This is a genomic window from Longimicrobium sp. (assembly GCF_036399255.1).
In the GTDB taxonomy this organism is placed as follows: Bacteria; Gemmatimonadota; Gemmatimonadetes; order Longimicrobiales; family Longimicrobiaceae; genus Longimicrobium.
Genome location: NZ_DASWNM010000046.1, coordinates 1 through 26,068 on the forward strand (window position 1 = coordinate 1; position 26,068 = coordinate 26,068).

Here is a 26,068-nt window from a genome sequence, read left to right on the forward strand (position 1 = left end):
GATCATGTTCTTCACGTAGTCGGCGTGGCCCGGGCAGTCCACGTGCGCGTAGTGGCGCGCGTCGGTCTGGTACTCCACGTGCGCCGTCGAGATCGTGATCCCGCGCGCCCGCTCTTCCGGGGCCTTGTCGATGTTGTCGAATGACATGAAGTCGGCCAGCCCCTTGGCGGCCTGGATCCGCGTGATCGCCGCGGTCAGCGTGGTCTTGCCGTGGTCCACGTGGCCGATGGTGCCCACGTTCACGTGCGGCTTGTTGCGCTCGAACTTAGCCTTGGCCATCTTCTTTTCGTCGGTCCAATCCGGATGGTTGACGAGACTGGGAGCCACCGTTTGACCGGCCGACCTCCCGCGGTCCGGGCAGGGCCCGAACGCCGAACCGCGAGCCTCCGCCACGTTCCGTGCGCGGTGCCCGCTCCAGTTCCGTTTCCCGCCGTGGATTTCCAGGCGTCCAGAGTACAGCCAGAACGCGGTGGATACACTTTCCCCGGCAGAAAGCAAGACGCGTAACTTATCGAAGGGGGTTGCCTGCGTCAACCCCCGCCGGCGCCCAGGCAGAGCGTGTGCTCTCCCGCGGATTGATACACCCCGGGTTCCCCGCACCCCGGAGAATCCCCACCCGCGTTTCGACCGGACTCCGTGCGCGCGGCGGCGCCGGAAGGCGGACGAGTTGCGGCGCATCCGCGCTCCTGGTGAAGGATTCCGCCGCGTCCCCGCACGGATCCATCCCAGTCTCACGTCACAATGACCATCGCGCGCACGCGAGGACTCCCCCTCCCCGCCATTCGTTGTCAGCATTCGCCGCGCTCGCACGTTATGGCGTGCCGGACCCAATCCGTATCCGGCACCTTTCAAACGATTTTCCTTTCCGGAGCACCATGAAGAAGCTGACCCTCAAGGTGGAAGACCTGTGCGTCGACACCTTCCAGACCTCCGCCGGCAGCGCCGACCGCGGCACCATTCTGGGCCACGCCCCCACGGTCATGGGCAACACCTGCACGCCGTCGTGCCCGTACACCTGCGGCATCATCCCCCAGACCGAGAACTGCCGCTTCGGCCGCGACACGCAGAACTGCCCGGTCTGCGGCTGAGCCGTATCCGCTGACGACGCAGAGGCGCGCGGTCCCGTCCGGGGCCGCGCGCCTTTCTTTATCCCGCACCATCCCCGCAGTCCGGGGGCTACTACTCGATGGTCTTGGAGAAGCGAAAGACGCTCATCCCCAGGATCAGGGTCGCGAGCAGGGCCAGCATGAGGCCTTCCATCCACAGGTGCGACAGGCCCACGCCCTTCAGCAGCACGCCGCGCAGGATGCGCAGGTAGTACGTCAGCGGCAGGACGGAGCTGGCCACCTGCATCACCTTCGGCATGGCCTCGCGGGGGAACATGAAGCCGCTGAGCAGGATGTTGGGCAGCAGCAGCATGAAGCTCAGCTGCATTGCCTGCGCCTGTGTGCGCGCCACGGTGCTGACGAACAGCCCCAGCCCCAGGTTGGCGAAGACGAAGAGCAGGGTGAGCACGTACAGCGTGACCAGGCTTCCGCGGATGGGGACGTGGAAGAGCAGGCTGCCCAAAATGAGGACGATCGTCATCTGCACGTACCCCACGAGGACGAACGGGACGATCTTGCCCAGCATCATGCTGGTCTTGTCGATGGGGGTGACGATGAGCTGCTCCAGCGTGCCCCGCTCACGCTCGCGCGTGACGGCCAGGCTGGTGACCAGGATCATCGTCAGCGACAGCAGCACGCCGATGAGGCCGGGGACGATGTACGCCTCGCTGCGCAGCGCGGGGTTGTACCACGGCCGCACGCGCACCTCCAGCGGCGGCGCGCGCCCCGCGGCGCCGGAGAGCTCCGCCCCCCGCACCTGCGCCGCCAGCGCCGCGCCGGAAAGCGCGGCGGACGACGCCATGGGATCGGCCGCGTCCACGATCACCTGCGCCTGCGCGCCGCGTCCGCGCTTGAGGTCGCGGGCGAAGTCCGGGGGGATGACGATGGCCGCGCGCGCCTGGCCGCCCTGGATGCGGTCCTCCAGCTCCGCGCGCCCGGCGACGGTGCCGGTGACGCGGAAGTTGCCCGTGTTCTCCATCACCGCGACGAGCGCGCGGCTTTCGGAGGTGCGCGACTCGTCCAGCACCACCGTGGGCAGGTTGCGGACGTCCGTGCGGATGGCGAAACCGAAGACGATGAGCTGGATGGCCGGCATTCCCACCATCAGCGCGAGCGTGAACCGGTCGCGCCGCATCTGCACGAACTCCTTCCACAGCATGGGCCACAGCGGCCAGCGGCGGATGCGGTCGATGGCGCTCATGGGCGGCCTCCATCGCGCGCGGCGGCGCATCCCGGGCGCGGTGGATCACGAAGCAGGTCGTCGCGCGTCCGCCGCAGAAGGATGTGGGTGTGCCTCCACCGCCCGGGCGAATGAATTCGCGGCTGGGACAACGCAATGTCCGCCTGCGCGGACCGTGGCCGCCCGTGTGGAGGCGCGGCGACGGACCACGAGGACGCCGACGGTAGATTCCTCGGTCGCGCGCGGGCGGCGGAGTGAGGGACGGTTTTGCGCGGCGCTCCCTCGGAATGACAGTCTGGAGTGGCGGGACTGAGACTCCGACGTCCGATGGTCCAGCCCCGCGCAGTTTGCGGGGCTTCCCGCTTTTCCAGCCGCGGATTCATCCGCCCGAGTTGGATGCGTGGGATCACGCCCACTCCCGCACTCACGCACTTCCGCACTGACGCACTCATACCCTCGCCCCCTCGTCGCGGCGCTGCAGCTCGATGAACACGTCCTCGATGCTGGGCTGATCGAACTGCGCGGTGATCTCGTCCACGGTGCCCAGCGCGATCAGGTGCCCGCGCGAAAGGAAGGCGATGCGCCCGCACCGCTCCGCCTCGTCCATGTAGTGCGTGGTGACCAGGATGGTGGTGCCGGCCTGCGCCATCTGGTGGATCATCTGCCAGAAGCGGCGGCGCGCGGCGGGATCCACCCCGGCGGTGGGCTCGTCCAGGAACAGCATGCGCGGGTGGTGCGCGGTGGCGCAGGCCAGCGCCACGCGCTGCTTCCAGCCGCCGCTCAGCGTCCCCGTCAGCTGCTTGCGGCGCGGCTGCAGCTCGAGCTCGTCCAGCAGCTCCTCGACCCGCCGGTTGCGCTCGCCGCCCACCAGGCCGTAGACGGAGGCGTAGAAGCGGATGTTCTCGTAGACGCTCAGGTCGTCGTACAGGCCGAACTTCTGGCTCATGTAGCCGATGCTGCGCCGCACCTGCTCCGGCTCGCGCGCCACGTCGTATCCCACCACCGTCGCCGTTCCGGACGAGGGCGCCATCAGACCGCAGAGCATGCGGATGGTCGTCGTCTTTCCCGAGCCGTTGGGGCCCAGCAGCCCGAACACCTCGCCGCGCGCGATGGTCAGGTCCAGCCCGTCCACCGCCGCGTAGTCGCCGAACGTCTTTCGCAGCGCCTCGGTGCGCACGGCGGGCTCGGCGGCGGCGGGGACGGCGGCGGGGGCGCTCACGGCCGCGGCTCCCGCGCGGGAAGGTCGACGGTCAGCGGCAACCCGGCCTTCAGCATCCCCGACGCGTCGTCGAACTCCACGCGCACGCCAAAGAGCAGGTCCTCGCGCTCGTCCTCCGTCAGCGCGACGCGGGGCGTGAACTCCGCCCGCGGGCTGAGCGAGGCGATGCGCCCGCGGAAGGTGCGGTCGGGAAAGGCGTCCAGCCGCGCCGTCACCGTCTGCCCCACGCGCAGCGCCGGCAGCACGCCCTGCCCCACGTAGACGCGCGTCCACGGCCGCCGCGGGTCGCCCAGCGTCAGTACCGGCTGCCCGGCGGCCACCGTTTCGCCCGCTTCGGCGGCGCGCAGCATCACCACGCCGTCCACGGGTGCCACCAGCGTCAGCTCGCCTGCGGTCTCGCGCGCGGACTGCAGCGTGGCCTCGGCACCCGCGACCTCCGCGCGCGCCGCCTCGACCTGCGCGGCGCGCGTGCCCTGCCGCAGCAGCCGCAGGTTCTCGCGCGCCGCGTCGCGCTGGGCGACGGCGGCGGTGGTGGCCGCGCGGGAGTTGTCCAGCTGCTGGCGGCTCACGGCGCCCGCCTCCGCCAGCACCCGCAGCCGCTCCGTCTCGCGCGCGGAGCGCTCCGCCTCGGCCTGGCGCATGCGCACCTCGGCCTCGGCGCGCTCGATCTCCGGGGCGCGCGGGCCCGCCTCCAGGTCGCGCAACCGGGCGCGGGCGGACGACACCTGCGCCTGCCCCAGCGGCACCTGCCCCTGCGTCTGCGGCTGCTCCAGCACGGCCAGCACCTGCCCGGCGCGCACCGTGTCGCCTTCGTGGACGCGGACTTCGACGATGCGCGCGGGCTGCATCGGCGCCACGTCCACCTCCACGATCTCCAGCGTTCCCATCGCCTTGGGCCCCCCGCCGTCCCGGCACGCGGCCAGGACGAGGAGCGGGAGCATCGTCATCCATCGTATCGTCTTTATCGTCATGATTCCGCTCCCTGTGGAGGGGCCAGTGCCGCCAGGACGAACTCCGCCGCGTGGCGCGCGTACGCCGCGCTCAGCTCGGGCGTGGGATCCTGCCCCTCACCCATCAGGATGGCGACGGCGGGTTTTGCGATGTGGAAGTACGGGATCAGCGACACCGTGCTGATGGCGGCGAAGCGCGCGTCCAGGTCCGCCCGGAAGGTGCCCGCCGCCTGGCCGTGCTGGATGAGCGCGTGCAGCCGCGAAAAGAGCGTGGCGGAAAGGTGCGCGATGCCCTCCTGCGCGTGCGCGGCGCCGTGGTCCGCCATCTCACGCGCCAGGATGCGCGGCAGGCTGGGGCTGCGCAGCATGGTCTCGGACTGCAGCGCCAGGAGGACGCGGATGGCCTCCTGCGGCGAGGTGACGTTCGCCAGCCGCTCCGTCCCCCGCTCCGCCAGCATGCCGAACAGGCGATTCAGCAGGGCGCGGTACAGCTCTTCCTTGCTCCCGAAGTAGTAGTAGATGAGCGCCGGGTTCAGCCCCGCCGCCGCGCCGATCTGCTTGATGGTGGTCGCGGCGAACCCCTGACTGCCGAACAGCGGCTCCGCCGCGTCCAGGATGGCCTCCGCCGTTCCCGCGTCCCGCCCCGCCTTCTCATCTGCCATTTGCGCTTCCACGCTCGTTGTGCATCATCTCCGCCCTATTAATTAATCGGTTGATTAAACCCACGCAAGACTTTCGTGTTCGTCTCCGAGAGCAGGTCATACCAAACCCGCGGCACCACCTGTCATTCGGAGGAAGCGCCCGCCTCAGAAGTTCGCGGGAAAGCCGCGAAACCTGTTGGCGCGACCGAAGAATCTCTCTCTCCCCTCGCGTGGAACCCTCTCCCGGGCATCGCCGGGAACCCGCGTGACCGCGAGATCCTGCCGACCAGCATGCAGAGGCTTCAGTCGGCGCCACGCTCCCGGACGGACCGAAAGCACTGCGCGGCGCCTCCCTCCAGAACGACAGTGTCGTCGGATGGGGGATCAGTTCCCCAGGCCGGGCTCCGGCACCGTATCGGCGATGGGATCGGTGCCGTTGCCGAACGACACGGCGAAGGAAGCGGATTCTGCGATCAGCCCGTGCGCCACGCCGGGCGCGAAGGTGGCAAGGGTGCCGGCGTCGAGCATCACATCCACCGTCTCACCCCCGAGCCCGGCGATGAGGCGAAGCCGGCCGGAGAACACGTACAGCCGCTCGCGATGCCCCGGATGCGAGTGAAACCCGCGCCGCACGCCGGGGCCGCTGAACGAGATGGCGTGCAGGTACTGGAACGGCTCGCCCCGGGCCAGCCACGCCACCCCGCCCCGCGCGTCCTCCGCCCGGAACGGCCCCGCCGCCACGTCGCCACCCAGCACCTCCACCGTAAGCCCGCCGTCCAGGTAGCTGCGCACCACGCTCTCCTTGCCTGTCCCGGGATCGCCCGCCAATCTCACCGGATGGCGGCGCCGCCAAAGTGACGCGCGGCCCGGCCGGCGTCAAACCATCAATCCGTGCCCCAGCGGCATCCAACCTCCGGTTCCTCCTCGCCTCCCCCGTCCCGCCGGCTCGATGCCCCTGCTGCAGGCGCTCCCCTCCGCGGTCCGTTCGCTGCGCAAGCCGCCCGGCTTCGCCGCCGCGCTCGTCGCCACGCTGGCGCTGGGGGCGGCGCTGGGCGGCCCCGTGCTGGCGCTGGCGGACGGACGCTTCTCGCATCCCCGCCCCGCGTCCGCGCCGCCCGCGTTCGACCGGCACGGCGGATGGACGCCGGAGCTGCGCCCGCCCGACGCCATCCGCGCCGACGCCCTGGACGCGCTGGTGTGGATCGGGCTGGCGATGGCGCTGCTGGTACTGGCGGGCGCGGCGGTGAACGTGGCGACGCTGCTGCTGGCCCGCGCCTCCGCACGCCGGCACGAGACGGCGGTGCGGGCGGTGATGGGCGCCACGCCCGCATCGCTCGCCGCGCGCGCGGTGGCGGAAGGAGCGCTGCTGGGGATCGCCGGCGGGGCCGTGGGACTGGCGATGGGGGTGGCGGCCACCGCCGCGGCGCGGCGAAGCTGGCCGGCAGACGCGGGGATGCTGGCCGTGCGGCTCCAGCCCGGGGGATGGACGGTGGCGGCGGCCGCCGCGCTCGCGTCTCTGGCGCTGCTGGCGGCGCTCGTCCCCGCGGCGGCGGCGGCACGGCGCAACCTGTACTCCGCGCTCACCGTGGGCGGGCGCGCCACGGCCGGGCCGGGCGAGACGCTGCTGCGCAAGGCGCTGGCGGTGCTGCAGTTCGCCGGCTCGGCGACGCTGCTGACCGGCGCGGTGCTGCTGCTGCACGGCTCGCTGCCGGATGCGGACGGCGGCGGCGCCGGCTTCGATCCGCGTGACACGCTCGCCTTCCACGTGCAGCTTCCGGCCGCGGACGCGCCCTCCCGCGCCGCCATGCAGCGGGCGATGCTGGCCGCCGCCGTCCGGCTGGCGGAGGTCGAGGCCGCCAGCGCCGCCGCGCCGGGCGCGTGGGTGGGGATGGGACCGGAGGACCGGCTGCGCACCCTGTGCGACCGGTGCGTCTGGGGCAACATGTACGCGCCGCAGCTGGTGGGCACCGTCCGCTTTCAGTCCGTCGCCCCCGGCTGGTTCCGGGGGATGGGTGTCCCCGTGCGCTCCGGCCGCGAGCTGCGCCCGGACGACGCACGCGCGGTGCTGATCAACCGCTCCTTCGCAGCCACGCTCCTTCCCCGCGCCGAGCCCGTCGGACAGCGCGTCGTCTTCCGCGGCTGGTGGGACGACCCGTACACCGTCGTCGGCGTGGTGGACGACGTGCGCGCCGCCGGCACCGGCACCGGCGGCGCCCCGCCTCCGATGGTGTACCTGTCGGCGGCGGAGCATCCGCCGCGCACGCTCGCCGTCGCCGTGCGCACGGACGGCGACCCGCGTCCGCGCGAGCCCGCCATCCGCCGCGCCCTCGCCGCCGCGGCACCCGGCGCGCGCGTCGGCCCCGGCGTGCCGATGCAGGCGGTGCTGGACCGCCACCGTGCGCCGCTGCGCTGGTTCGCCGTGCTCCTCGTCGTCCTCGCCGCGGGCGCGACGGTGGCCGCGGCGGGCGGGCTGTACGGGGTGATGTCGTTCCGCGTCGCCCGGCAGACGCGGGAGATCGGCGTGCGGATGGCGCTGGGCGCCACGGAGCGGGACGTGGTGCGCGAGGTGCTGCGAGAGGGCCTGCGGATCACGCTTCTCGGCGCGCTCCTCGGCAGCATCGGCGCGGTGACGGCCGCGCGGCTGCTGCAGGAGATGTTTTACGGCGTGGACCCGTTCGATCCGGCGACGTACCTGGGCGTGGCCGCCGTGCTCGCCGCCGTCACGCTGGCCGCCGCCTACCGCCCCGCCGCCCGCGCCGCCCGCGTGCACCCGAACGAGGCCCTGCGCGCGGAGTAGCGGCGGATCCGCACCGCCTCACAGGCACAGTGTGTTTGCGTTTTTGATTTCCTGACCCAAGCGTGTGACTTCCCGAGGGCAGCGCACCACGCGCAACCAGAAGCCAAACAAGAGGATGCGCGCAACCGAAGGATCTACTCTCGGACAAGATGGGGCCAGATCCCAGACTGCGGGCCAGCCCATTCGTACTGCCGGCGAGATCCTTCGGTCGGCGCCAAATGCTTTCGTGGCAGCGAGTCAGGCGCGGCGCCTCCCTCAGGAAGTCAAGCGTCGAGCTGATTCTTAACACACGCTTATCTGCAGAAGCGTGGCGATACGATGCGCGGATGCACCGCCGCCACACCATCAATCCGCCCACCGGCGGCATCCAACCTCCGATCCCCGTCCGCCTCCGCCCGCTCCCCCGCGCCGATGCCCCTGCCGCACGCGCTCCGCTCCATCATCCGCCCGCTGCGCCGGACGCGCGGGTTCACCGCGCCGCTCGCCGCCACACTGGCGCTGGGGGCGGCGCTGGGCGGGCCCGTGCTGGCGCTGGCGGACGGACGCTTCTCGCATCCGCGGCCCGCGCCCGCGCCGCCCGCCTTCGACCGGCCCGGCGGGTGGACGCCCAGGCTGCGCCTTCCCGACACCATCCACGCGGACGCCGTCGACGCGCTGGTGTGGACGCTGGTCGCCATGGCGCTGCTGGTGGTCGCGGGTGCGGCGGTGAACCTGGCGACGCTGCTCCTGGTGCGCGACTCCGCCCGGCGGCACGAGACGGCCGTGCGCGCGGTGGTGGGCGCCACGCCGGCGCGCCTGGCCGGCGGCGCCCTGGCGGAGGGCGCGTGGGTGGGCGCGGCCGGCGGCGGCGCGGGGCTGCTGCTGGGGATGGTGGCGGGCGCCGCGGTGCGGCGGAGCTGGCCGGCGGACGCCGGAGCGCTCGCGCCGCACCTTTCCTCCGCCGGATGGACGGCGGTCGTCGCGGCCGCGCTCACCGCGATGGCGCTGCTGGTGGCGGCGGTCCCGGCCGCGCGAGCGGCGCGCAGAAACCTGCACGCCGCGCTGACGGTCGGCGCGCGCGCCACCGCCGGCCCGGGCGAGACGCTGCTGCGCAAGGCGCTGGCGGTGCTGCAGTTCGCCGTCTCGGCCACGCTGCTGACCGGCGCCGTGCTCCTGCTGCGCGGCTCCCTGCCCGGCGCGAACGGCGTGTCGCCCGGCTTCGACCCGCGCGACACGCTCGCCTTCCAGGTGCGCCTTCCCGCCGCCGGCGCGCCCGCCCGCGCCGCCATGCAGCAGGCGATGCTATCCTCCGTTCGCGCGGTTCCGGGGGTAACGTCCGCCAGCGCCGCCACGCCCGGCGCGTGGCTGGGCCTGGGGCCGGAGGACGGCATCCGCACCCTGTGCGACACCTGCTTCACCGCCTACGGGTGGCTGCCGCAGACCACCGGGCCCGCCCGCCATCACGCCGTCAGCCCCGGCTGGTTCCGGGCGATGGGCGTGCGCGTGCTCTCCGGCCGCGAGCTACGCCCCGACGACGGACGGGCGGTGCTGATCAATCGCGTCTTCGCCGCCAGCTACTTTCCGCAGGACCCGCTGGGGCACCACGTCGTGCTCCGCGGCTGGTGGAGCGATCCGTACACCATCGTCGGCGTGGTGGACGACGCGCGGGCGCCCGGCCCGGCCACCGGCGTGGCGCCGGCGCCCGCCCTCTACGTCTCCGCGCTGCGGCATCCCCCGCGCACCCTGGCCGTCGCCGTCCGCACAACGGGCGACCCGCGTCCGCGTGAGCCCCTCGTCCGCCGCGCCCTCGCCGCCGCCGCGCCGGGCGCCCGCGTCGGCCCCGGCGAGCCGATGCAGGCCGTCCTGGACCGCCACCGCGCGCCGCTGCGCTGGTTCGCCGTGCTCCTCGCCCTCCTCGCCGCGGGCGCCACGGTGGTTGCGGCGAGCGGAATGTACACGGTGATGGCGTTCAGCGTGGCCCGGCAGACGCGGGAGATCGGCGTGCGGATGGCGCTGGGGGCGACGGAGCGGCAGGTGCTGCGGCAGGTGCTGGGCGAGGCGCTGCGGATCACGCTGCTGGGCGCCATCGTCGGGAGCATGGGCGCGGCGGCGGTGGCGCGGCAGCTCCAGTCCTGCTCTACGGCGTGGATCCGTTCGATCCGGCGACATACCTGGCCGTCGCCGGTGTCCTGGCCGCCGTTACCCTGGCCGCCGCGTACCGCCCCGCCCTCCGCGCCGCCCGCGGGCATCCCAACGAGGCCCTGCGCGCGGAGTAGCGGCGGCCGGCGAGGTCGCCATCGACAGAAACGCCCCGCCGCGGAAGCTTCCGCGGCGGGGCGTTCCGGTGCACCGGCCGGAGGTCAGGGCTGGCGCGGAGCCTGAGGCTGCTGGGGCCGGGGGCCGGCGGCGCGCATCATCGACTGGATCTCTTCCCAGTTCTCCGAGACGAAACGCACGTTCCCCTCGTTGACCGCGGCCGGCGGCTGGTGGCCGGCGCGCCGCATCTCGTGCACCATCGCCGCCTGGAGAAGCGCCGCCGTGGCCAGCGCGTACTCCCGCGGCGAAATGCCGGCCTGGTTCACCGCCTCGCGCGCGGCGGGAATGGCGTTCAGCCGCTCGTACAGCGCGTTGGGGTCCATGGTAGCAATGCGCATGCTGTCCCGCAGCTCCGGACGCCTTGCCTGCAGCGCGGCGAGGTTCTTTCCCCCCTGCACCAGCTGGCGCAGCCGGGGCATGGTGAGCTGGTACTGGTTGATCGTCTGCACGTTCACCGGCCCCTGCGGCTCAGGCGCGGACTGCACAGCCTGCGCGGGGGTCATGGCGCTGTCCATCATCACCGCCGCACCCGGCTGCGTGGCGGGCGCCGCGGCCTGCGGCTGGGCCGCGTTCGGCGCCGGCACCGCGGCGGCGGTGGGCGCGGCGGCGCTGTCGCCACGCGCGGGAGCCGCGGACGTGGCCTTCTCCCCCGCTTCATCGCCCCCGCACGCGGCGGCCAGCAGCAGCGCGCCGGCGGCCACCAGGCCGCGGACGCGCAAATCCTTCAGAATCACAGGAACCATCACCGGTTGCGGTAAATCGAGGGGCCGACTGCCCCCTGTGGCGCCGGAAGAGACTGCCGGACGCCCACCCGCGCAAGTGCCGGGGCGGGCGCGGCACCGGCCCTCATCCCCCTTCCGGGTGGGCCGGCCAGCCCCGCGTGCGCGGCTTGGCCGGCTGCGCCTTGCGGGGCCGGCCGCCGCGCCTGCCGTTCTCGCGCGCCGCGGCCGCCTTGCTCTCGGTGCGGGCGCTGCCGCCCTTCTGCCCCATCCGACGGCCCATCTGCCGCATCCACGCCTCGCCGCCAAACGCCCCGGCCAGCAGGCCGGGAACGCTCAGGTCCACGTCGAGGGTGGCCCAGCGCAGCCCCTCGCCGCCGGGGTAGACCTCGACCTGACCCAGCTCGTCCGCCGTGGCACCCGCGAGCCCCTGCGCCAGCGCGGCCGGGAACTCGAAGGCGCACCCGTTGGTGAGGTCGACGCGCACGCGCCCGGTTTCGCGGTCGTAGGACGCGGCGGCCGCGCGCGGCTCGCTGCGGTCGGCCTTCTCGGCCGCCGCGATGGCGGCCGGGATCTTGGCCAGGATCTCCGCGTCGGTCGGCACCCGCTTTTCAATAGCCATGGATCTCCTCCCACGCTTGCATGAGCTTTTCCTCGTTGGCCATCACGATGCGCACCGCTCGCACCACGTCCATTCCCTTCATCTCGCGCACCTTTACGATGCCGAACCCGTCGACCAGCTCGATCTTGGCCATTCCGCCCGCCTTCCATGCGTGTACGTGCGGCGGAGTGTGGTCGTTGGGCCAGATGCGGAGTTCGAACCCGTTCTCCCTGTGCACGGTCGCCATTACGATAACCCAATCGTTTGGGTTTTACAAGGGGCATCCCCAACTCCCCCCGCAGCGCCGCATGGATCCTGTGCGGAACGACGTGAAGCGCCGCGACGGAGCGTCCGCCGCGGCGTTCAGAGACGTGGATTTTGCGTGGGGGAGATTGGCTGCGCGCCAACTCTACAGAAACGGCCCCGCGGCACGCAAGTAGCCGGAGTGAACAGACGCGAACGCAGGCTGGGAGTGCGCGCGCCGATGTGGCCAGAGGTGGTCCGATGTGGGACAAACGAACCGCGCCGCCCCCGCGGATGCGGGTGCGGCGCGTTCTGATCAGCGGCGCGTGCTCACGAGGCGGTGGATTGCCACGGGAGCGCTCGCGCCGGCACGTGGCCGACGATCACGCGCTCGGCCGCCGCCTCGTCGACGTCCCCGAGGATGCTCCTGAACCGCTCCAGGCCTCCGGGCCCACGAGCGGTCGATCAGCCCCTGGTTCAGCCCCGTGCCGCTGGACGAGGTCACGAAGACTCCTGGGGAGGGCGGACGACGGGCAGGTGAAGGCCACGCTGAATGGCGAGCAGCCGGAGCACCGCCACCGCGACCATCCCCGCGGCGGACGGGACGGGCCGCGGCACCCCCAGCCACTGCAGCAGCAGGTAGACCGAGATGCCCGCGACCGCCGCGGTCGCGTAGATGTCGCGCTGCAGGATCAGCGGGACCTGGGCGCTCAGCACGTCGCGCAGGATTCCGCCCGCCACCCCCGTCATGGTTCCCAGAAGGATGACGATCACGGGCCCCAGACCGCCGGCCTCGGCGATCCGGGCGCCGGAGATGGCGAAAAGGGCAAGGCCCAGCGCGTCCGCGACGAGGAGGGCACGATGGGGGGCGGGCCACCAGCGGACGTAGACGACCGTGAGCAGGGCGGCGGCACAGGTGACGGTGAGGTAGGTGGAATCGACCATCCAGAAGATCGGATGGCGGTCCAGGAGCAGGTCTCGCAGCGTGCCCCCACCGATGGCGGTGATCGCCGCGATCACCACCACTCCGAACAGGTCCAGCCCCTTTCGGCTCGCGGCGAGCGCGCCGCTGACGGCGAAGACCGCCACCCCCATGAGATCGAACACGTAGAGAAGCATACCGGACCCGGAAAGGATGAGACGCGGAACCGGGGGATCGCGTCCCGTCCGTGGACGCCAGGGGACCGCTCGACGCCTGCATGCGCGTCCGTGTACCTCCGAATGAGGGGGTGAAGGATCGTGCAGTGCGGAGGGCGATCGGCGATATCCGCATCATCCGGCGCTGGGAGGAGCGCGGATCGGCCGGCTCGTGGCCTGCCTGCTCCGGGCGGTCCGCAGGGCCTGCCGCGGGCCTGGGGGCGGTTTGTAACCACTTTTGTGACCGCCCGAACACGCCAGGAGCGTACAAACGACGGTGCTCCTGCCGCAACCCGCAGCAGGAGCACCGTTTTACGAAGGAGCGGGAGACCGGGCTCGAACCGGCGACATTCAGCTTGGAAGGCTGACGCTCTACCAACTGAGCTACTCCCGCACACCGGCAGACGAAGCGCGTCTGCCAGAGTCGTAAAGATAAAGAAAACCCGGCATTCGCGCAATCCGCGCCGGCCGGGGTTTCATCCACCGAGAGCCACCTGTCGGAATCGAACCGACGACCTTCGCATTACAAGTGCGGTGCTCTACCAGCTGAGCTAAGGTGGCGGAACAGCCGACAAAGCTAATCGGATTCAACCCATCTGACCACCCCGCCCCGGCGCGCTCACTCCGCGCGCAATCACGTCCACCCACACCCATCCGCAACCGCGCGCTCCCGCGCCTCTTCCCAGAGCCGGGCCTCACCCGCAAGCGCGTCCGCCATTCGTGGATGAAAGTCTGTGCGGAAGAAAAGCGGAGCAATTCGATGCCCGTCGAAGCGCGTCACCTCTCCCCCGCGGTTTGGGAAGAGCCGGAGAGCTCCCCCGCGGACGCAGCCCAATCCCTGCCGGCGTGCGTCCGCTATTCCCTATTCCCTATTCCCTATTCCCTATTCCCTATTCCCTATTCCCTATTCCCTATTCCCTATTCCCTATTCCCTATTCCCTGTTCCCTGTTCCCTATTCCCTATTCCCTATTCCCTGTTCCCTATTCCCTGCCCTTCACGCCCCCCGCTTCCACCGCGCCCCCTGCGGCGTGTCCTCGATCACCACGCCGCGCGCGGCGATCTCGTCGCGGATGGAGTCCGCCGCGGCAAAGTCGCGGGACGCGCGCGCCGCCTGCCGCGCCGCCAGCCGCTCCTCCACCCACGCCGAGAGATCGTCGTCGACCACGTTTTCGCGGTCCGCCAGCGCCACGAAGCCGAACACCGCGTCGATGCGCTCGAACGCCCGCAGCGCCGCGTCGCGCTCCGCCTCGCTGATGGCGGCGGTCCCCAGCTCGTGCAGCCGCGCGTTCACGCGGTTCACCAGCTCGTGCAGCGCCGCCAGCGCCACGCTGCTGTTCAGGTCCTGGTCCATCGCCGCCGCGAACGCCGACAGCGCCTCGTCGGCCGCCGGGTGCAGCGTGGGCGTGTCCATGGGGTCCGGGTCGCGCGCGGCAGGGTGCGCGCGCAGGCGGTCGCGCGCGTCGCGAATGCGGCGCACCGCCTCGGCCGCCGCGTTCAATCCCTCGAAGGTGAAGTTGAGCTTGCTGCGGTAGTGCGCCGTCAGGAACAGGTAGCGGATCGCCGACGGGCTCACCCCCCGGTCCACCAGGTCCTGCAGGTTGAAGATGTTGCCCGTGCTCTTGGCCATCTTCCCGCCGTCCAGCAGCAGGAACTCGCCGTGCAGCCAGTACCGCGCGAACGGCTTGCCCGTGGCCCCCTCGGACTGGGCGATCTCGTCCTCGTGGTGGGGAAAGATCAGGTCCACCCCGCCCGCGTGGATGTCGAACGTCTCGCCCAGCTCCTGCATGCTCATGGCCGAGCACTCGATGTGCCACCCCGGCCGCCCGCGCCCCCACGGCGTGTCCCAGGCCGCGCCCACCTGCTCGTCCTCGGGCTTCACCGCCTTCCAGAGCACGAAGTCGCGCACGTCGTCCTTGTCGTACTCGTCCGCGGCCACGCGCTCGCCGCGGCGGCCCGCGCTGACGTCGACCTTCGACAGCTTGCCGTAGTCCGCGAACTCCGAGATGTCGTAGTACACCGAGCCGTCGGCCACGTACGCCAGCCCGCGCTCCTCCAGCCGGCGGATGACGTCGATCATCCCGTCCACGTAGTCCGTGGCGCGGGGGTGCACGTCGGCGCGGTGAATGCCCAGCTGCTCGAAGTTGCGGAACAGGTCGTCGATGAACGGCTGCGTGTAGTCGTTCAGCGAAACGCCGTTCTTCAGCGCCCCCCGGATGGTCTTGTCGTCCACGTCCGTCAGGTTCATCACGAAGCGCACCTCGTAGCCGCGGTACTCCAGGTACCGGTGCAGCACGTCCGCAAAAAAGAACGTGCGCATGTTGCCGATGTGCGGCGGCGCGTAGACGGTGGGGCCGCAGACGTACATCCCCACCTTTCCCTCGTGCAGGGGGACGAACTCTTCTTCGCGGCGGGTGAGCGTGTTGTAGAAGCGAAGCGGCATCGTTTTGTGTCCGGGATTCGCAGTCGACGGGTGCGCACGGGCGCCGGGGCGCCCGTGCCGGGAGCGGCCCTGCTATCGGCGGGCCGGCCTACATCGCCTGCTACTCCTGGCCATCGTCGTTCGCGCGGGGAAGGGGAAGGGCGTTGGCGGCGGCCGGGCCGGACATGGCAAAGCCCGGCTGCTGCCCCTCGCCCCAGTACACCGTCTGGGTGGCGTGGGGGATCTCGATGCCGTCGCGGTCGAAGCGCAGCTTGATGCGCCGCCGAAGCTCGCGGGCCACGTCCCACTGCTTGAGCGGGAGCGTCTTGGCCATCACGCGAATGGTGACGGCGGCGTCGGTGAGGTTCTCGATCCCCGGCACCTGCACCGGCTCCACCAGCAGCGGCTTCCACTCGGGGTCCTGGTACAGTTCCTCGCCCACCTCGCGCAGCACCGCCATGGCGCGGTCGGGGTCTTCCGAGTGGGCCACCGCCACGTCCAGCACCGCGCGCGACCAGCTGCGGGTAAGGTTGCTCACCTTGGTGATCTGCCCGTTCGGGACGATGTGCACCGCCCCGTGCACGTCGCGCAGCACCACCACGCGCAGCGTCATCCGCTCCACCGCGCCACTCACCCCCTCGATGCGGATCACGTCGCCCACGCCGAACTGGTTCTCGAACAGCATGAACAGCCCACTGATCACGTCCTTTACCAGCGACTGCGCCCCGAACGAGACCGCCAGCCCCAGCACGCCGGCGCCGGCCAGCAGCGGCCCCAGCTGCACCCCCAGGGCGTTCAGCACCATGAACACCAGCACCACCGCGATCAGCACCACGCCCACGCTGCGCAGCAGGCTGATCAGCGTGCGGGTGCGCTGCTCCTGGGCGCTGATGGTGCCGGTGGCCGAGCTGGCCATCGACTGCTCGATGCGCCGCAGCACCAGGATGAGCGCCCAGTAGCACATCCAGGCCACGACGACGGCGCCCAGGATGCGCCCGCCGGTCTCGGCCAGCACGTCACCGTTCAGGCGGTTGGCAAGCTGCGCCAGAAGGTCGGCGTCGCCCTGCTGCATCATCTGCGCGGCGTGTGGACGTTCGGAGTGGATCGGGTGCCCGGCTGATCTGGGATGCCGCGCCGAACGTAGGCCGCGGGCGCGGCAGGGTCAACCCCGGAGGGGTGAAGGGGTGAAGGGGTGAAGGGGTGAAGGGGTGAGCGGGTGAAGGGGTGAGCGGGTGAAGGGGTGAGCGGGTGACGAGGTGAACTCGCCTCCGAAATGCCGAAGCCCCGTCCCGGCTCGCGAATCGCGCCGGACGGGGCCTCGCCTGCATCGAGCCGGGTGCCGAGTACAAAGCGCCACGCCCAATCTGTCATTCCGAAGGAGGCGCCGCGCGGACCCGTCCCCACCCAATCCTCTGGCGCCGGCTGAGGAATCTACCGTCCGCACCTCGTAACTCGTCGAACCCGCCCCGGACCGGCGGCATCGCAGCCCTGCGCGGTTTGCGGGGCTTCCCGCTGTTCAGCCGCGGATTATGCCCATTGCGGATCTGATTCGGTGATCGCCGGGTGGCGGACGCGCAGGTGCTTCGGACGCCGCATAGAGCCGGGCCGCCGAGTCCGCGAAGGCGGACTTTGCGATTTTCCAGCGGCGAATTCATTCGCTCCCGCGGGCGGACGGCACGGCTACCAGACTAGAATCGGAAATGGGCATCATCCACCCAAGGCAGCCGCCCGCCGCCATCGCGCCATCATCCACCCAATACCCGCGCCCGACAAATCACCCGACCCCCTCCGCCGACACAATTACCTCCGCCGAAACAATCACCCCCGCCGACTGCCATCACCTACCGCATCACCCGCAGCTCGCGGATGCGCCATTCCCCATCCTCCCACACCGCGCCGACGTACACCACCGACGACAGCGTCTCCGTCACCCCGCGCGGGCGGGCGATCCACGTCAGCTCGCCGAAGCCGCGCAGGGGCGTGCCGCCGGAGATGGTGACGCGGCTGGCGCGCACGCTCACGTTCTCGCGCTCGGCGAACAGCCGGCGGAGCGCGGCGGCGGCGTTGCGCGGCTGCACCTCGCCCGGCCCTTCGCCCGCAAGGTCCAGCAGAATGCGCCCGTCCTCCGGCGCCAGCGCAACGATCTCGTCCGCCGCGCCGGCCGTCCACAGCCGCGAAACCGTCGCGACGAAGGCCGCCAGCGGCGCCGGGTCCTGCTGCGCCGCCAGTGCGCGCGGCGCAAGAACGCCCAGCAGCAGCGCCAGGAGGATGGGGAACGTCGGATTCTTCTTCATCTATCCCGCAATGGGTTCTGATAACGCGTCGTCCAGCTCGCCGATCGCGCGGCGCAGCGCCTCCGCCGGGTCGGCCGCGGCGGTCACGGACCGGCCCAGCACGATGTAGTCCGATCCCAGCCGCGCCGCCTGGCCCGGGGTCGCGACGCGGGCCTGGTCGCCCGCAGCGTCGCCGGCCAGGCGAATCCCCGGCGTCAGCACGCGAAAGTCCCCGCCCGTCGCGCGGCGGATGACGGGCAGCTCGTGCACCGACGCCACCACGCCGTCCATCCCTGCGCCTTCCGCCAGACGCGCCAGCCGCTCCACCTCGTCCTCGGCGGACACCCGGTCGCGGCCCCACGCCTCCGCCACCTCGTCCGCGGAAAGCGACGTCAGCACCGTCACGCCCAGCAGGCCGATCCCGCCCTCACCGCGCGTCCCCGCGGCCTGGCGCGCGGCCCGCAGCATCGCCGCGCCGCCGGAGGCGTGCACCGTCAGCAGGTCCGCGCCCAGCCTGGCGGCGGATTCCACCGCGTGCGCGACGGTGTTGGGGATGTCGTGCAGCTTCAGGTCCAAGAACACGCGGCAGCCGCGGTCCCGCATCGCCCGCACCACGTCCGGCCCCTCGGCCGTGAACAGCTGCAGCCCCACCTTTACGAAGTCGGCCGCGGGGCCCAGCCGGTCCAGCAGCGACTCGGCGTCGGCGCGGGCCGGCACGTCCAGGGCGATGATGGGGATCGGGCGTCGCATGGGCGTCAGGGAAGTCGTGGGTGGACAGGGCGATTTGCGGGCCGACCCGCGGCGATCGGTACGCCGCGGGCCGAAACGTCAGGGACTGCGGGGCGATCCGGCAGATTCGCGGCGCGCGATCTTCATCCCCCGCACCGCCGCGATTGTCCGCCCCGCGAGACTCAGGACGCCCCGGGAGAGGACGGTCGCCGGCGAATGGAGGACACCGGAAGGCCGGGAAGATGTTCCGCACCTTCAGGTTACGCGCAGCGCACCTCCGCCGCACACGCCGAACCGTCATTCCGAGGGAGGCGCCGTGACGAACCTGTTTCTCACGCAAGGGCATGGCGCCGACTGGGAATCTACCGTCGGATGCTCGTGACGCGCTTCATGACACCAGCCCCGCGGGATGCGGCCATCGGCTCTGTCTGACTCCGCGGTTGCCTCAGAGGGTGTTGCCAAACCTCCCAGCGTGGTTGACTTCCTGAGGGAGGCGCCGCCCTGTAACTCGCTTGTACACTGCAGCTTGGCGCCGACCGAAGGATCTTGCCAGCAGAACGACGGGGCTGGTTCCGTGCCCCGATCTGGCCCCTGCGCCACCGAGACGAGGTCCTTCGGTCGCGCGCAATCTGTTGTGTGACTTCTGGTTACGCGTGGTGCGCTCCCTCAGGAAGTCACCGCTTCATTATGGATTTGCGGTTTAGCAACACCCTCTCAGGTGCGGGGCGGGGCTGCCGCGACTGCCTCTCGGCAGGCCGACGGTAGATTCCTCGGCCCTGCAACCCGCGCCGCAATCGTCCAGTGGCAGCGTGGGCGGGCCTCGGAATGACAGTTCCTGTTTGGTCTGCCAGGGTGCGCAAAAGCGCGACTGGACTCAGAAACACACAAACGAGCGGCATGATCGAGCGGTCATCGCAGTTGAAGCCCCGCGCAGTTTGCGGGGCTTTCCGCGGTTGTTGCGGCGAGTTCACTCGCTCCCGGCGAAGCCAGCGACCCGTCAGTTCCCCGTCCGCGCCGTCCGCCCCGCCGTGGCGCGGAAGAAGTCGTGCACGCTGCTGGCCAGCTGCCGCGCGATGGTGTCCTGCTGCTCAGGATCGCGCAGCATCTGCTCTTCGGTGCGGTTGCTGATGAAGCCGATCTCCACCAGCACCGCGGGCATGAAGGCGCCCACCAGCACCGCGAACCCCGCCTGCTTCACCCCGCGGTTGGGCCCGGGGTGCACCTGCCGCAGCCGGTCCTGGATGAGCTGCGCCCAGTCGCTGCTCTCGCGCAGGTACTGGTTCTGGCGCAGGTCGCTCATGATGAAGTCCAGCGGACCGCGCGGGCCGCCGCGCTCCTCCTCGTACTGCTCCGCCGCGTCTTCCATCTGCTGCACCCGGCGCGCATCCGCCGTCCGCGCGTCCGAAAGGAAGAACGTCTCGTACCCCGTTTCCGAACGGCTGGGGTGGGCGTTGCAGTGGATGGACATGAACAGCGCCGGCTGCCCCTCGGCCCGCCACGAATTTGCGAAGCGGGCGCGGTCGCGCAGCGCGATCAGCGTGTCGCGGTTGCGCGTAAGGCGCACGTCCAGCGTGGGGTCCTGCCGCAGGATCTCCACCACCCGGCGGGCCATCTGCAGATTGATGTCCTTTTCGCGAGTCCCGCCCGGCCCCACCGCGCCCGGGTCCACGCCCCCGTGCCCCGCGTCGATCACCACCAGCCGCCGCACCTGCGGCCCCGGCGCCGGCTGCGGCGCCGCGATGGCCGTCGGCGGAGCGGGCGCGGGAGCCACCGGCGCCGCCGCCAGCGCCGCCGCGTCCGCCCAGACGATGCGGGCTCCCGCATCCACCGTCACCGCGCCCGGCACGCCCTGGGGGAGGATGGACAGGAAGAACTCCGCGGGGATGAACACCACCCCGCCCGCCTCGTAGACGGCGCTGGCCATCATCAGCGGCCGCCCGTCCACCACCACGCCCGGCGAGTCCACGCGAAAGCGGAACTCGCGCGCGCCGAACGCCGCCGTCACCTCGCCGCGCCCGTACGAGACGCGCGCCCCCAGCGACAGCAGCGCCGAGGCCGGGACGGCGGGGTAGCCGCGGTCCGTGGCCTCGGCCACCAGCGCGGTTTCCCCGCCCAGCACCAGCCGCCACGTCTGCGGCGCGGGCTGCGCGGGAAGGAATCCGGGGTGGTAGGGAAGCAGAACGAGAAGAAGTACCGCGAGGTATCGCAGCCGAGGATCCCTGGTCATGCTCAGTCGTCCCGGTTCTTGTAGGCGCGTTCCACGTCGCGCTGGTCGGCGCGCTCCTTGAGCGTTTCGCGCTTGTCGTGCAGCTTCTTTCCCTTCACCAGGGCCAGGTTCACCTTGGCGATGCCGTTGGTGAAGTGCAGGTCCAGCGGCACCAGGGTAAGGCCCTTCTGCTCCACCTGCCCCACCAGCCGCCGCAGCTCGCTGCGGTGCATCAGCAGCTTGCGCGGGCGCAGCGGGTCGTGGTTGAAGCGGTTGCCCATCTCGTACGGCGAGATGTGCAGGTTGTGCAGCCACAGCTCGCCGCGATAGTCCAGGCGCGCGAATGCGTCCTGCAGGTTGGCCTTGCCGTCGCGCAGCGACTTTACCTCCGTGCCCTGCAGCACGATCCCCGCCTCCCAGGTGTCCAGCACGTGGTACTCGTGCCGGACCCTGCGGTTCTGCACGGCGATCCGGTCGCCGGACTTCGCTTCAGCCATCAGAAGAGTGCGAGAGTGCGAAAGTGCGAGAGTGCGTACGACAGGTACGAAGGTGCCGTTGCCGGCTATTCCCTATTCCCTGTTCCCTATTCCCTCTCAGTAGATGAACACCGGTGTTCCCACCTCGACCTCGTGGTACAGCATCCGCGCGGCCTCGTTGCTCATGCGAATGCAGCCGTGGCTCACCGCCTGGCCCAGCAGCTCGGGCTTGTTGGTGCCGTGCAGGGCAATGCCCTCGCCCACGAACAGCGCCGTGGTGCCCAGCATCCCCTCTTCCCAGCGCTTGGGATCGTCCGCGTCCGGAATCCGCTCGCCGCGCTCCAGGTACGCCCAGTCGGGGACGTACCAGCGCGGGTTCTTTTCCTTGCGCTGCACGCGGAACATGCCGCGCGGAGTGGAAAAATCCCACTCCTGCCCGGCGCCCTCCAGCCGCGTGCCGGTGCCGGTGCCCACGACGGTGGACCAGATCACCCGCTCCTCCTCCATCAGGTACAGCCGGTGCTCCTCCAGCGAGACCACGATGTAGCGCCCCTCCGCCCCGATCGGCGGGTCGCGGTACCGCGCCGCGCCCTCGCGCTCCACCCCGTGCGCCAGCGCCAGCGGCGCCCCCGGCATGGTCTGCGCCCCCGCGTCCGCCGCGAACAGAAGCGCAGCGAGGAGCCCGAGGATCCACCCCGCGCCCACTCTCGCACTCACGCACTCACGCACTCTCGCACTTCCCTTCATCATTCCAGCAGCTCCCTCTGTTTCCTGCGCCGGCGGATCAAGTCGTATACCTGCGCCACCTCGCCGCCCAGCACGAACACGATCGCCGAGTAGTACACCCACAACACCAGAAGGACCAGGGTGGCCAGCGTGCCGTACGTGGTGCGGTAGTCGGCCACCGTACTCACGTACCAGGCAAAGGCACCCTTCAGCATCTCCCAGACGACCGCGGTGAACACGGCCGCCACCAAGGCAATGCGCCACGGCGTCTTGCGCAGCGGCAGGTAGCGGTAGATGAGCAGGAACGCCAGCAGGATGAACCCGAACGCCAGCAGCCGCGCCGACGCCCGCTGCAGCACCTCCCACTCGTGCCGCCCCGCCAGCCCCAGCCACTCCACCCCGTAGGACTGTGCCGCCTCGACCACCACCGTGGTGCCCGTGTTCAGCACGAACAGCGTGCCGGCCACCAGCACCATCTGCAGGTCGAAGATCTTCCCCGCCACGATGCTGCGCTCCTCCGGCAGGTCGAAGATGTGCTTGAGCACCGACCGCAGCGAGCCGAACAGGCGCGTGGACGTCCAGACGAACAGCACCAGGCCCAGGATTCCGAACTGCGTGCGCCCCGCCACCACCTCGCGCACCAGCGTGCGCGTAAGCCCCACGATCTGCTGCGAGGGGGGCAGGATGGAGAGCACGTAGTTGACCGCCGCCTGCTCCGGGTCGTCCACCGCACGCTTGAGCACGTAGCCGAAGACGGCGATCATCAGCAGCAGAAACGGCAGTGCCGCCAGCAGCAGGTTGAAGGCGATCCCGCCGGCCAGAAAGAAGATGTCGTCGTCGCCGGCCTTGAGGTACACCCGGCGGCAGAAGTCGAGCCCTCCGCGCGACATGCGCGAAAGGGCCGCACGGGCGGCCCTCCACGCTACGGATGCTCGACCCTCCGGCAGGTGTTCGGCCATGGCCAAAGCTACCGCACTGCGCAAGACCGCGTCAACGCGCGCCTACCGCGCAACGTCGCCCGCGTCGCGCTCCGCCGCCGCCCCGCTGACCGCCGCCTCGTCGTCCGCGCCCGCCGCGGGCCGCTCGGCCGCGACCACGCGCGGGCCGGAGAAGGGAATGTCGCCGCGTCCGCCGCGGTACGACGCCTTGGCCTCGTCCACGCGCCGGCGCAGCTCCACGCGCGCCTGCGTGGCCGCCATCCGCCCCTCGTCCACGGCGCCGCGCACCTGGTCCAGCCGGTCGTCCACGGCGGCGCGCACCTCGTCCAGCCGCCCCGCCACCCGGCCGCGCGTGCGGCCCACCCACCCGGCCACCGACTCGCGCGTGCCCTCCACCGGCCCGCCGGCCCGCTCGCGCACGCCGCCCAGCAGCCGCGCCAGCTCCGCCTGCACCTCGCGGCCGCCGCGCGGCGCCAGCAGCAGCGCCACCCCCGCGCCGAACAGCGCGCCCACCACGAAGGTGCCCAGGCCGCCGCCGCGCTCCTCGATCACCACCTCGTACTCGTCGTCCGCTTCGTCTTCGTGGTGCATGGCCGGGCTTTCCTGTGGGGGTGGATCGGGCTGGTGTGGTGTTGTGCGTCTTTTCGAGACGGCTGCGTGGTTTGGGCGTGTCCCTCCGCTGCGCTCCGGGCCGGGCTGCGCGCGCCGTAGGGCACGATACAACTGTGCCCAACGGCGTCGAGCCCCCGGCGCGCCAGGGTTCCTCGCGCTCCCTCCACGCTCGTGCACGGCGCGCCGGTGTCTCGCCCCTGCGGGCGCGCATCCCTCACGCGACGGCTCGGATGCTCCGGCCAGCATCATCCCGGCGGTTCAAGCCGCGGCCGCGACGTCACGAAATCCACTGCGCGGACTCGCCGGTCCCGCTGCGAGCGGCATTTTCCGGCACCGTGCGCCCGTTTCCGCGCGCGAAACCGGCGGGTGCAATCAACCTCCCCCAGCGGTTTCGGGGGAGGTGGGCGAGTGGTGCGAGCCCGGAGGGGGCGCCCGCCACGCCCCATCCTCCTCACGTGCGCACCCTCCCTCACGTCGGTGAGAGAGGGTGCGGAGCGTACAGCAATGGCCTGCGGGCGAAGCGCGCTACACCGCCAGCGCCGGCCGGCTGGTGCCGCTGCCGCGGGAGCTCTGCAGCACGTCGCGAAAGCGGCGCAGGTCCAGCGGCTTCTGAAAGAAGAAGTCCGCCTCGCGCCGCAGCGTGCTCTCGGCCTCCTCGCCCCCGCACCCGGCGGTGATCACGATGACCGTGATGCCGCTCTCGGACAGCGACCGCACCGCGCGCAGCACCTGCAGCCCGTCGATGTCGGGAAGGTAGAAGTCGCACACCACCGTGTCGGGGTGGAACTCGTTCAGGCGCTCCAGCCCGCGCAGCCCCGTTTCGGCGGTGGCCACGGTGTACCCTTCCTCGTCCAGCAGGCTCTTGAGCGCCTCGCGCGCACCTGCCTCGTCCTCGATGACGAGTATGCGTTCTGCCGCCATCCTCAGCCCCTCCGGTGCGGCGTCCCCCCCCGCGAGACGCGAATGACCCTGCCACCACCGCCGTCTTACAGGGGCAAGCGCCATGCCACCGAACACCCGCCGAAACGCACCCCGCCCGTGCCGCTGCTACCGTACGGCTATGTTTAATGTTTGCACCTAGTTCGCTCGCGGGACGGCAGATCGTGGCGAAACAAGTGCTTCCGCCTGCTACCCCGTGTCCTAGCGGCGCCGGCCGCCCAGCAGGGCGCCCACCAGCCCGCGGGCCAGCGTCCGCGCGAACGACTTGGTGGTGGGCGAGCTCAGCACCTTTTCCAGCGTGCTCTTCTGCGCCCGGCCGCGTCCCCGGCCGCCGCCGCGCGGCGCGCGGTCCCCGGAGTCGTCGTCCGCCGACGGCGCCCGCGGGGTGCGCCCGCCGCGCCGCGGGACGTCCGGAAAGTCGTCCGCCTGCGCGTCCTCCTCCCGCGCGTCGTCCGCCGCCATCCGCGCTTCCAGCATCTCCCGCGCGCTCTCGCGGTCCACCATCTCCGCGTACTTCCGCACCTGGCCGCTCTCCGCCAGGCGCTGCCGCAGCTCGTCCGGCGTCAGCGGGCCCATGCGCGAGGCCGGCGGCACCAGGCGCGTAGCGAACGGCTGCGTGGGCACGCCGGTGGGCGACAGCGTGGTCACCAGCGCCTCGCCGATCCCCAGCGTGGTCAGCGTCTCCTCCACGTCGTAGAACGTCGTCTTCGGGAACGTGCGCGCGGCGGAGCGCAGGGCCTTTTCGTCATCGGGGGTGAACGCGCGCAGGGCGTGCTGCACGCGGTGGCCCAGCTGCCCCAGGATCTCGGCCGGCACGTCGCGGGGGTTCTGGGTGATGAAGAACACTCCCACGCCCTTGCTGCGGATGAGCCGCACCACCTGCTCCACCTGGTCCTTCAGCGCCTTGCTGGCGTCGTCGAACAGCAGGTGCGCCTCGTCGAAAAAGAACACCAGCTTCGGCTTCTCCACGTCGCCCACCTCGGGGAGCGTGTGGTACAGCGTGGCCAGCATCCACAGCATGAAGGTGCTGAACAGCACGGGCTTTTCCTGCACGTCCTGCAGCTCCAGCACGCTCACCACCCCCCGCCCGGCGGCGTCGGTGCGCAGCAGGTCGTCCAGGTCGAACTCCGGCTCGCCAAAGAAGCGCTCCGCGTCCTGCGCCTGCAGTTCCAGCAGCTCGCGCAGCAGCACGCCGACGGTCGCCTTCGACATCCCGCCGTAGCTCTTCAGCTCGTCCGCGCCCTCGCCGGCCAGGTACTGCAGCACCGCGCGCAGGTCCGACAGGTCCAGCAGCAGCAGCCCCTTGTCGTCGCAGTACTCGAAGACCAGCGTCAGCACGCTGGACTGCGTCTCGTTCAGCCCCAGCACCTTGGCCAGCAGCAGCGGCCCAAAGCTCGACACCGTCGCCCGCATCTGCGCGCCCAGCTTGCCGGACAGGCTCAGGTACTCCGCGGGCACTCCCGCCGGCTGCCACGCGTGGCCGGTGTCCGCCGCCCGCTGCCGCACCCGCTCGCTCTCCTCCCCCGCCGCGCCGATCCCGCTCAGGTCGCCCTTCACGTCGGAGAGAAAGACGGGGACGCCGGCCGCGGACAATTGCTCCGCGACCAGCTGCAGCGTCTTGGTCTTTCCCGTCCCCGTGGCGCCGGCGATCAGCCCGTGCCGGTTCATCATCGCCAGCGGCAGGGTGACGACGGGCTCGGGGTGGCAGGCGCCCTCGTGCACCACCGCGCCCAGCGTGACGGTGCCGGTGGCCGGCGGAAAGGCCGCGCGGGCGGCGTTCAGGACGTCGGGATTCATTGCGTGCGGAAGGGGAACGGGTGTGGAACGGATGCGGCCGGCCCGCCGTGGACCGGCCGATCAG

24 protein-coding genes and 2 tRNA genes are annotated in these 26,068 nt (G+C 71.4%); 3 read left to right on the top strand and 23 right to left on the bottom strand.

Going from position 1 to position 26,068, the window contains the following annotated elements; genetic code table 11:
- The coding region (locus tag VGC13_RS07650; protein ID WP_331124642.1) for a GTP-binding protein at positions 1-279 on the bottom strand (279 nt) is incomplete at its 3' end.
- Between the two features lie 596 nt (positions 280-875).
- On the opposite strand from VGC13_RS07650, the gene VGC13_RS07655 reads away from it, so the two are divergent.
- Entirely contained in the window at positions 876-1,088 is a 213-nt protein-coding gene (locus VGC13_RS07655; RefSeq protein WP_331124643.1) for a hypothetical protein, read from the top strand.
- A 91-nt stretch (positions 1,089-1,179) separates the two neighbouring features.
- Here the strand turns inward: VGC13_RS07655 and VGC13_RS07660 are convergent, their stop codons facing one another.
- From VGC13_RS07660 to VGC13_RS07680, 5 genes are all read right to left on the bottom strand, one after another.
- Positions 1,180-2,307, bottom strand: a complete 1,128-nt coding sequence (locus tag VGC13_RS07660; protein ID WP_331124644.1) for an ABC transporter permease — start codon at positions 2,305-2,307, stop codon at positions 1,180-1,182.
- Positions 2,308-2,734: 427 nt separating this feature from the next.
- Positions 2,735-3,505, bottom strand: a complete 771-nt coding sequence (locus VGC13_RS07665) for an ABC transporter ATP-binding protein (protein WP_331124645.1) — start codon at positions 3,503-3,505, stop codon at positions 2,735-2,737.
- Complete coding sequence (locus VGC13_RS07670; RefSeq protein WP_331124646.1) at positions 3,502-4,476, bottom strand: efflux RND transporter periplasmic adaptor subunit; 975 nt, start codon at positions 4,474-4,476, stop codon at positions 3,502-3,504. The genes VGC13_RS07665 and VGC13_RS07670 overlap by 4 nt, the downstream gene beginning before the upstream one ends.
- Positions 4,473-5,117 carry a TetR/AcrR family transcriptional regulator gene (locus tag VGC13_RS07675; RefSeq protein ID WP_331124647.1) on the bottom strand — a complete coding sequence of 215 codons (645 nt, stop codon included), beginning with the start codon at positions 5,115-5,117 and terminating at the stop codon, positions 4,473-4,475. The genes VGC13_RS07670 and VGC13_RS07675 overlap by 4 nt, the downstream gene beginning before the upstream one ends.
- Before the next feature lie 363 nt (positions 5,118-5,480).
- Positions 5,481-5,888, bottom strand: coding sequence for a cupin domain-containing protein (locus tag VGC13_RS07680; protein ID WP_331124648.1), 408 nt, complete (start codon positions 5,886-5,888; stop codon positions 5,481-5,483).
- A gap of 157 nt (positions 5,889-6,045) precedes the next feature.
- Here VGC13_RS07680 and VGC13_RS07685 point away from each other — a divergent pair, with 157 nt between their 5' ends.
- A complete protein-coding gene (locus VGC13_RS07685; RefSeq protein WP_331124649.1) occupies positions 6,046-7,893 on the top strand; it encodes an FtsX-like permease family protein in 1,848 nt (615 codons plus the stop codon).
- A 411-nt stretch (positions 7,894-8,304) separates the two neighbouring features.
- The gene (locus VGC13_RS07690) at positions 8,305-10,254 is read left to right on the top strand and encodes an FtsX-like permease family protein (protein ID WP_331124650.1); all 1,950 of its coding nucleotides are present in this window, start codon (positions 8,305-8,307) and stop codon (positions 10,252-10,254) included.
- Here VGC13_RS07690 and VGC13_RS07695 read toward each other — a convergent pair.
- The 17 genes from VGC13_RS07695 to VGC13_RS07775 all read right to left on the bottom strand — a co-directional run bounded on the left by VGC13_RS07695 (position 10,233) and on the right by VGC13_RS07775 (position 26,004).
- Positions 10,233-10,922 (bottom strand): hypothetical protein, encoded by a 690-nt coding sequence (locus VGC13_RS07695; RefSeq protein WP_331124651.1) that lies wholly within the window; start codon positions 10,920-10,922, stop codon positions 10,233-10,235. The two genes, VGC13_RS07690 and VGC13_RS07695, sit on opposite strands and share 22 nt — an antisense overlap.
- 112 nt (positions 10,923-11,034) lie before the next feature.
- Entirely contained in the window at positions 11,035-11,529 is a 495-nt protein-coding gene (locus tag VGC13_RS07700; protein ID WP_331124652.1) for a DUF2442 domain-containing protein, read from the bottom strand.
- Positions 11,519-11,755: a DUF4160 domain-containing protein gene (locus tag VGC13_RS07705; RefSeq protein WP_331124653.1), complete on the bottom strand. Its 237-nt coding sequence runs from the start codon at positions 11,753-11,755 to the stop codon at positions 11,519-11,521. Before VGC13_RS07705 ends, VGC13_RS07700 begins: the two co-directional genes overlap by 11 nt.
- Before the next feature lie 497 nt (positions 11,756-12,252).
- Complete coding sequence (locus VGC13_RS07710; protein ID WP_331124654.1) at positions 12,253-12,870, bottom strand: trimeric intracellular cation channel family protein; 618 nt, start codon at positions 12,868-12,870, stop codon at positions 12,253-12,255.
- Positions 12,871-13,209: 339 nt separating this feature from the next.
- A tRNA-Gly gene (locus VGC13_RS07715) sits at positions 13,210-13,282 on the bottom strand.
- Positions 13,283-13,376: 94 nt separating this feature from the next.
- Positions 13,377-13,449 (bottom strand) — tRNA-Thr (locus VGC13_RS07720).
- A gap of 434 nt (positions 13,450-13,883) precedes the next feature.
- The gene (cysS, locus tag VGC13_RS07725; protein ID WP_331124655.1) at positions 13,884-15,329 is read right to left on the bottom strand and encodes a cysteine--tRNA ligase; all 1,446 of its coding nucleotides are present in this window, start codon (positions 15,327-15,329) and stop codon (positions 13,884-13,886) included.
- A 100-nt stretch (positions 15,330-15,429) separates the two neighbouring features.
- Complete coding sequence (locus VGC13_RS07730; RefSeq protein WP_331124656.1) at positions 15,430-16,383, bottom strand: mechanosensitive ion channel family protein; 954 nt, start codon at positions 16,381-16,383, stop codon at positions 15,430-15,432.
- 766 nt (positions 16,384-17,149) lie between these two features.
- A complete protein-coding gene (locus VGC13_RS07735) occupies positions 17,150-17,602 on the bottom strand; it encodes a hypothetical protein (protein WP_331124657.1) in 453 nt (150 codons plus the stop codon).
- Positions 17,603-18,331 carry an orotidine-5'-phosphate decarboxylase gene (gene pyrF, locus VGC13_RS07740; protein WP_331124658.1) on the bottom strand — a complete coding sequence of 243 codons (729 nt, stop codon included), beginning with the start codon at positions 18,329-18,331 and terminating at the stop codon, positions 17,603-17,605.
- A gap of 976 nt (positions 18,332-19,307) precedes the next feature.
- Positions 19,308-20,537, bottom strand: a complete 1,230-nt coding sequence (locus tag VGC13_RS07745; protein ID WP_331124659.1) for an N-acetylmuramoyl-L-alanine amidase — start codon at positions 20,535-20,537, stop codon at positions 19,308-19,310.
- Positions 20,538-20,539: 2 nt separating this feature from the next.
- Positions 20,540-21,013, bottom strand: coding sequence for an SsrA-binding protein SmpB (smpB, locus tag VGC13_RS07750; protein ID WP_331124660.1), 474 nt, complete (start codon positions 21,011-21,013; stop codon positions 20,540-20,542).
- Between the two features lie 96 nt (positions 21,014-21,109).
- Complete coding sequence (locus VGC13_RS07755) at positions 21,110-21,709, bottom strand: L,D-transpeptidase (protein WP_331124661.1); 600 nt, start codon at positions 21,707-21,709, stop codon at positions 21,110-21,112.
- A gap of 29 nt (positions 21,710-21,738) precedes the next feature.
- Positions 21,739-22,608 (bottom strand): YihY/virulence factor BrkB family protein, encoded by an 870-nt coding sequence (locus VGC13_RS07760; RefSeq protein WP_331124662.1) that lies wholly within the window; start codon positions 22,606-22,608, stop codon positions 21,739-21,741.
- Positions 22,609-22,719: 111 nt separating this feature from the next.
- The gene (locus VGC13_RS07765) at positions 22,720-23,247 is read right to left on the bottom strand and encodes a YtxH domain-containing protein (RefSeq protein ID WP_331124663.1); all 528 of its coding nucleotides are present in this window, start codon (positions 23,245-23,247) and stop codon (positions 22,720-22,722) included.
- 546 nt (positions 23,248-23,793) lie between these two features.
- Positions 23,794-24,189 (bottom strand): response regulator, encoded by a 396-nt coding sequence (locus tag VGC13_RS07770; protein ID WP_331124664.1) that lies wholly within the window; start codon positions 24,187-24,189, stop codon positions 23,794-23,796.
- 219 nt (positions 24,190-24,408) lie between these two features.
- The gene (locus VGC13_RS07775) at positions 24,409-26,004 is read right to left on the bottom strand and encodes a helicase HerA-like domain-containing protein (protein ID WP_331124665.1); all 1,596 of its coding nucleotides are present in this window, start codon (positions 26,002-26,004) and stop codon (positions 24,409-24,411) included.
- Between the last annotated feature and the right edge of the window lie 64 nt (positions 26,005-26,068).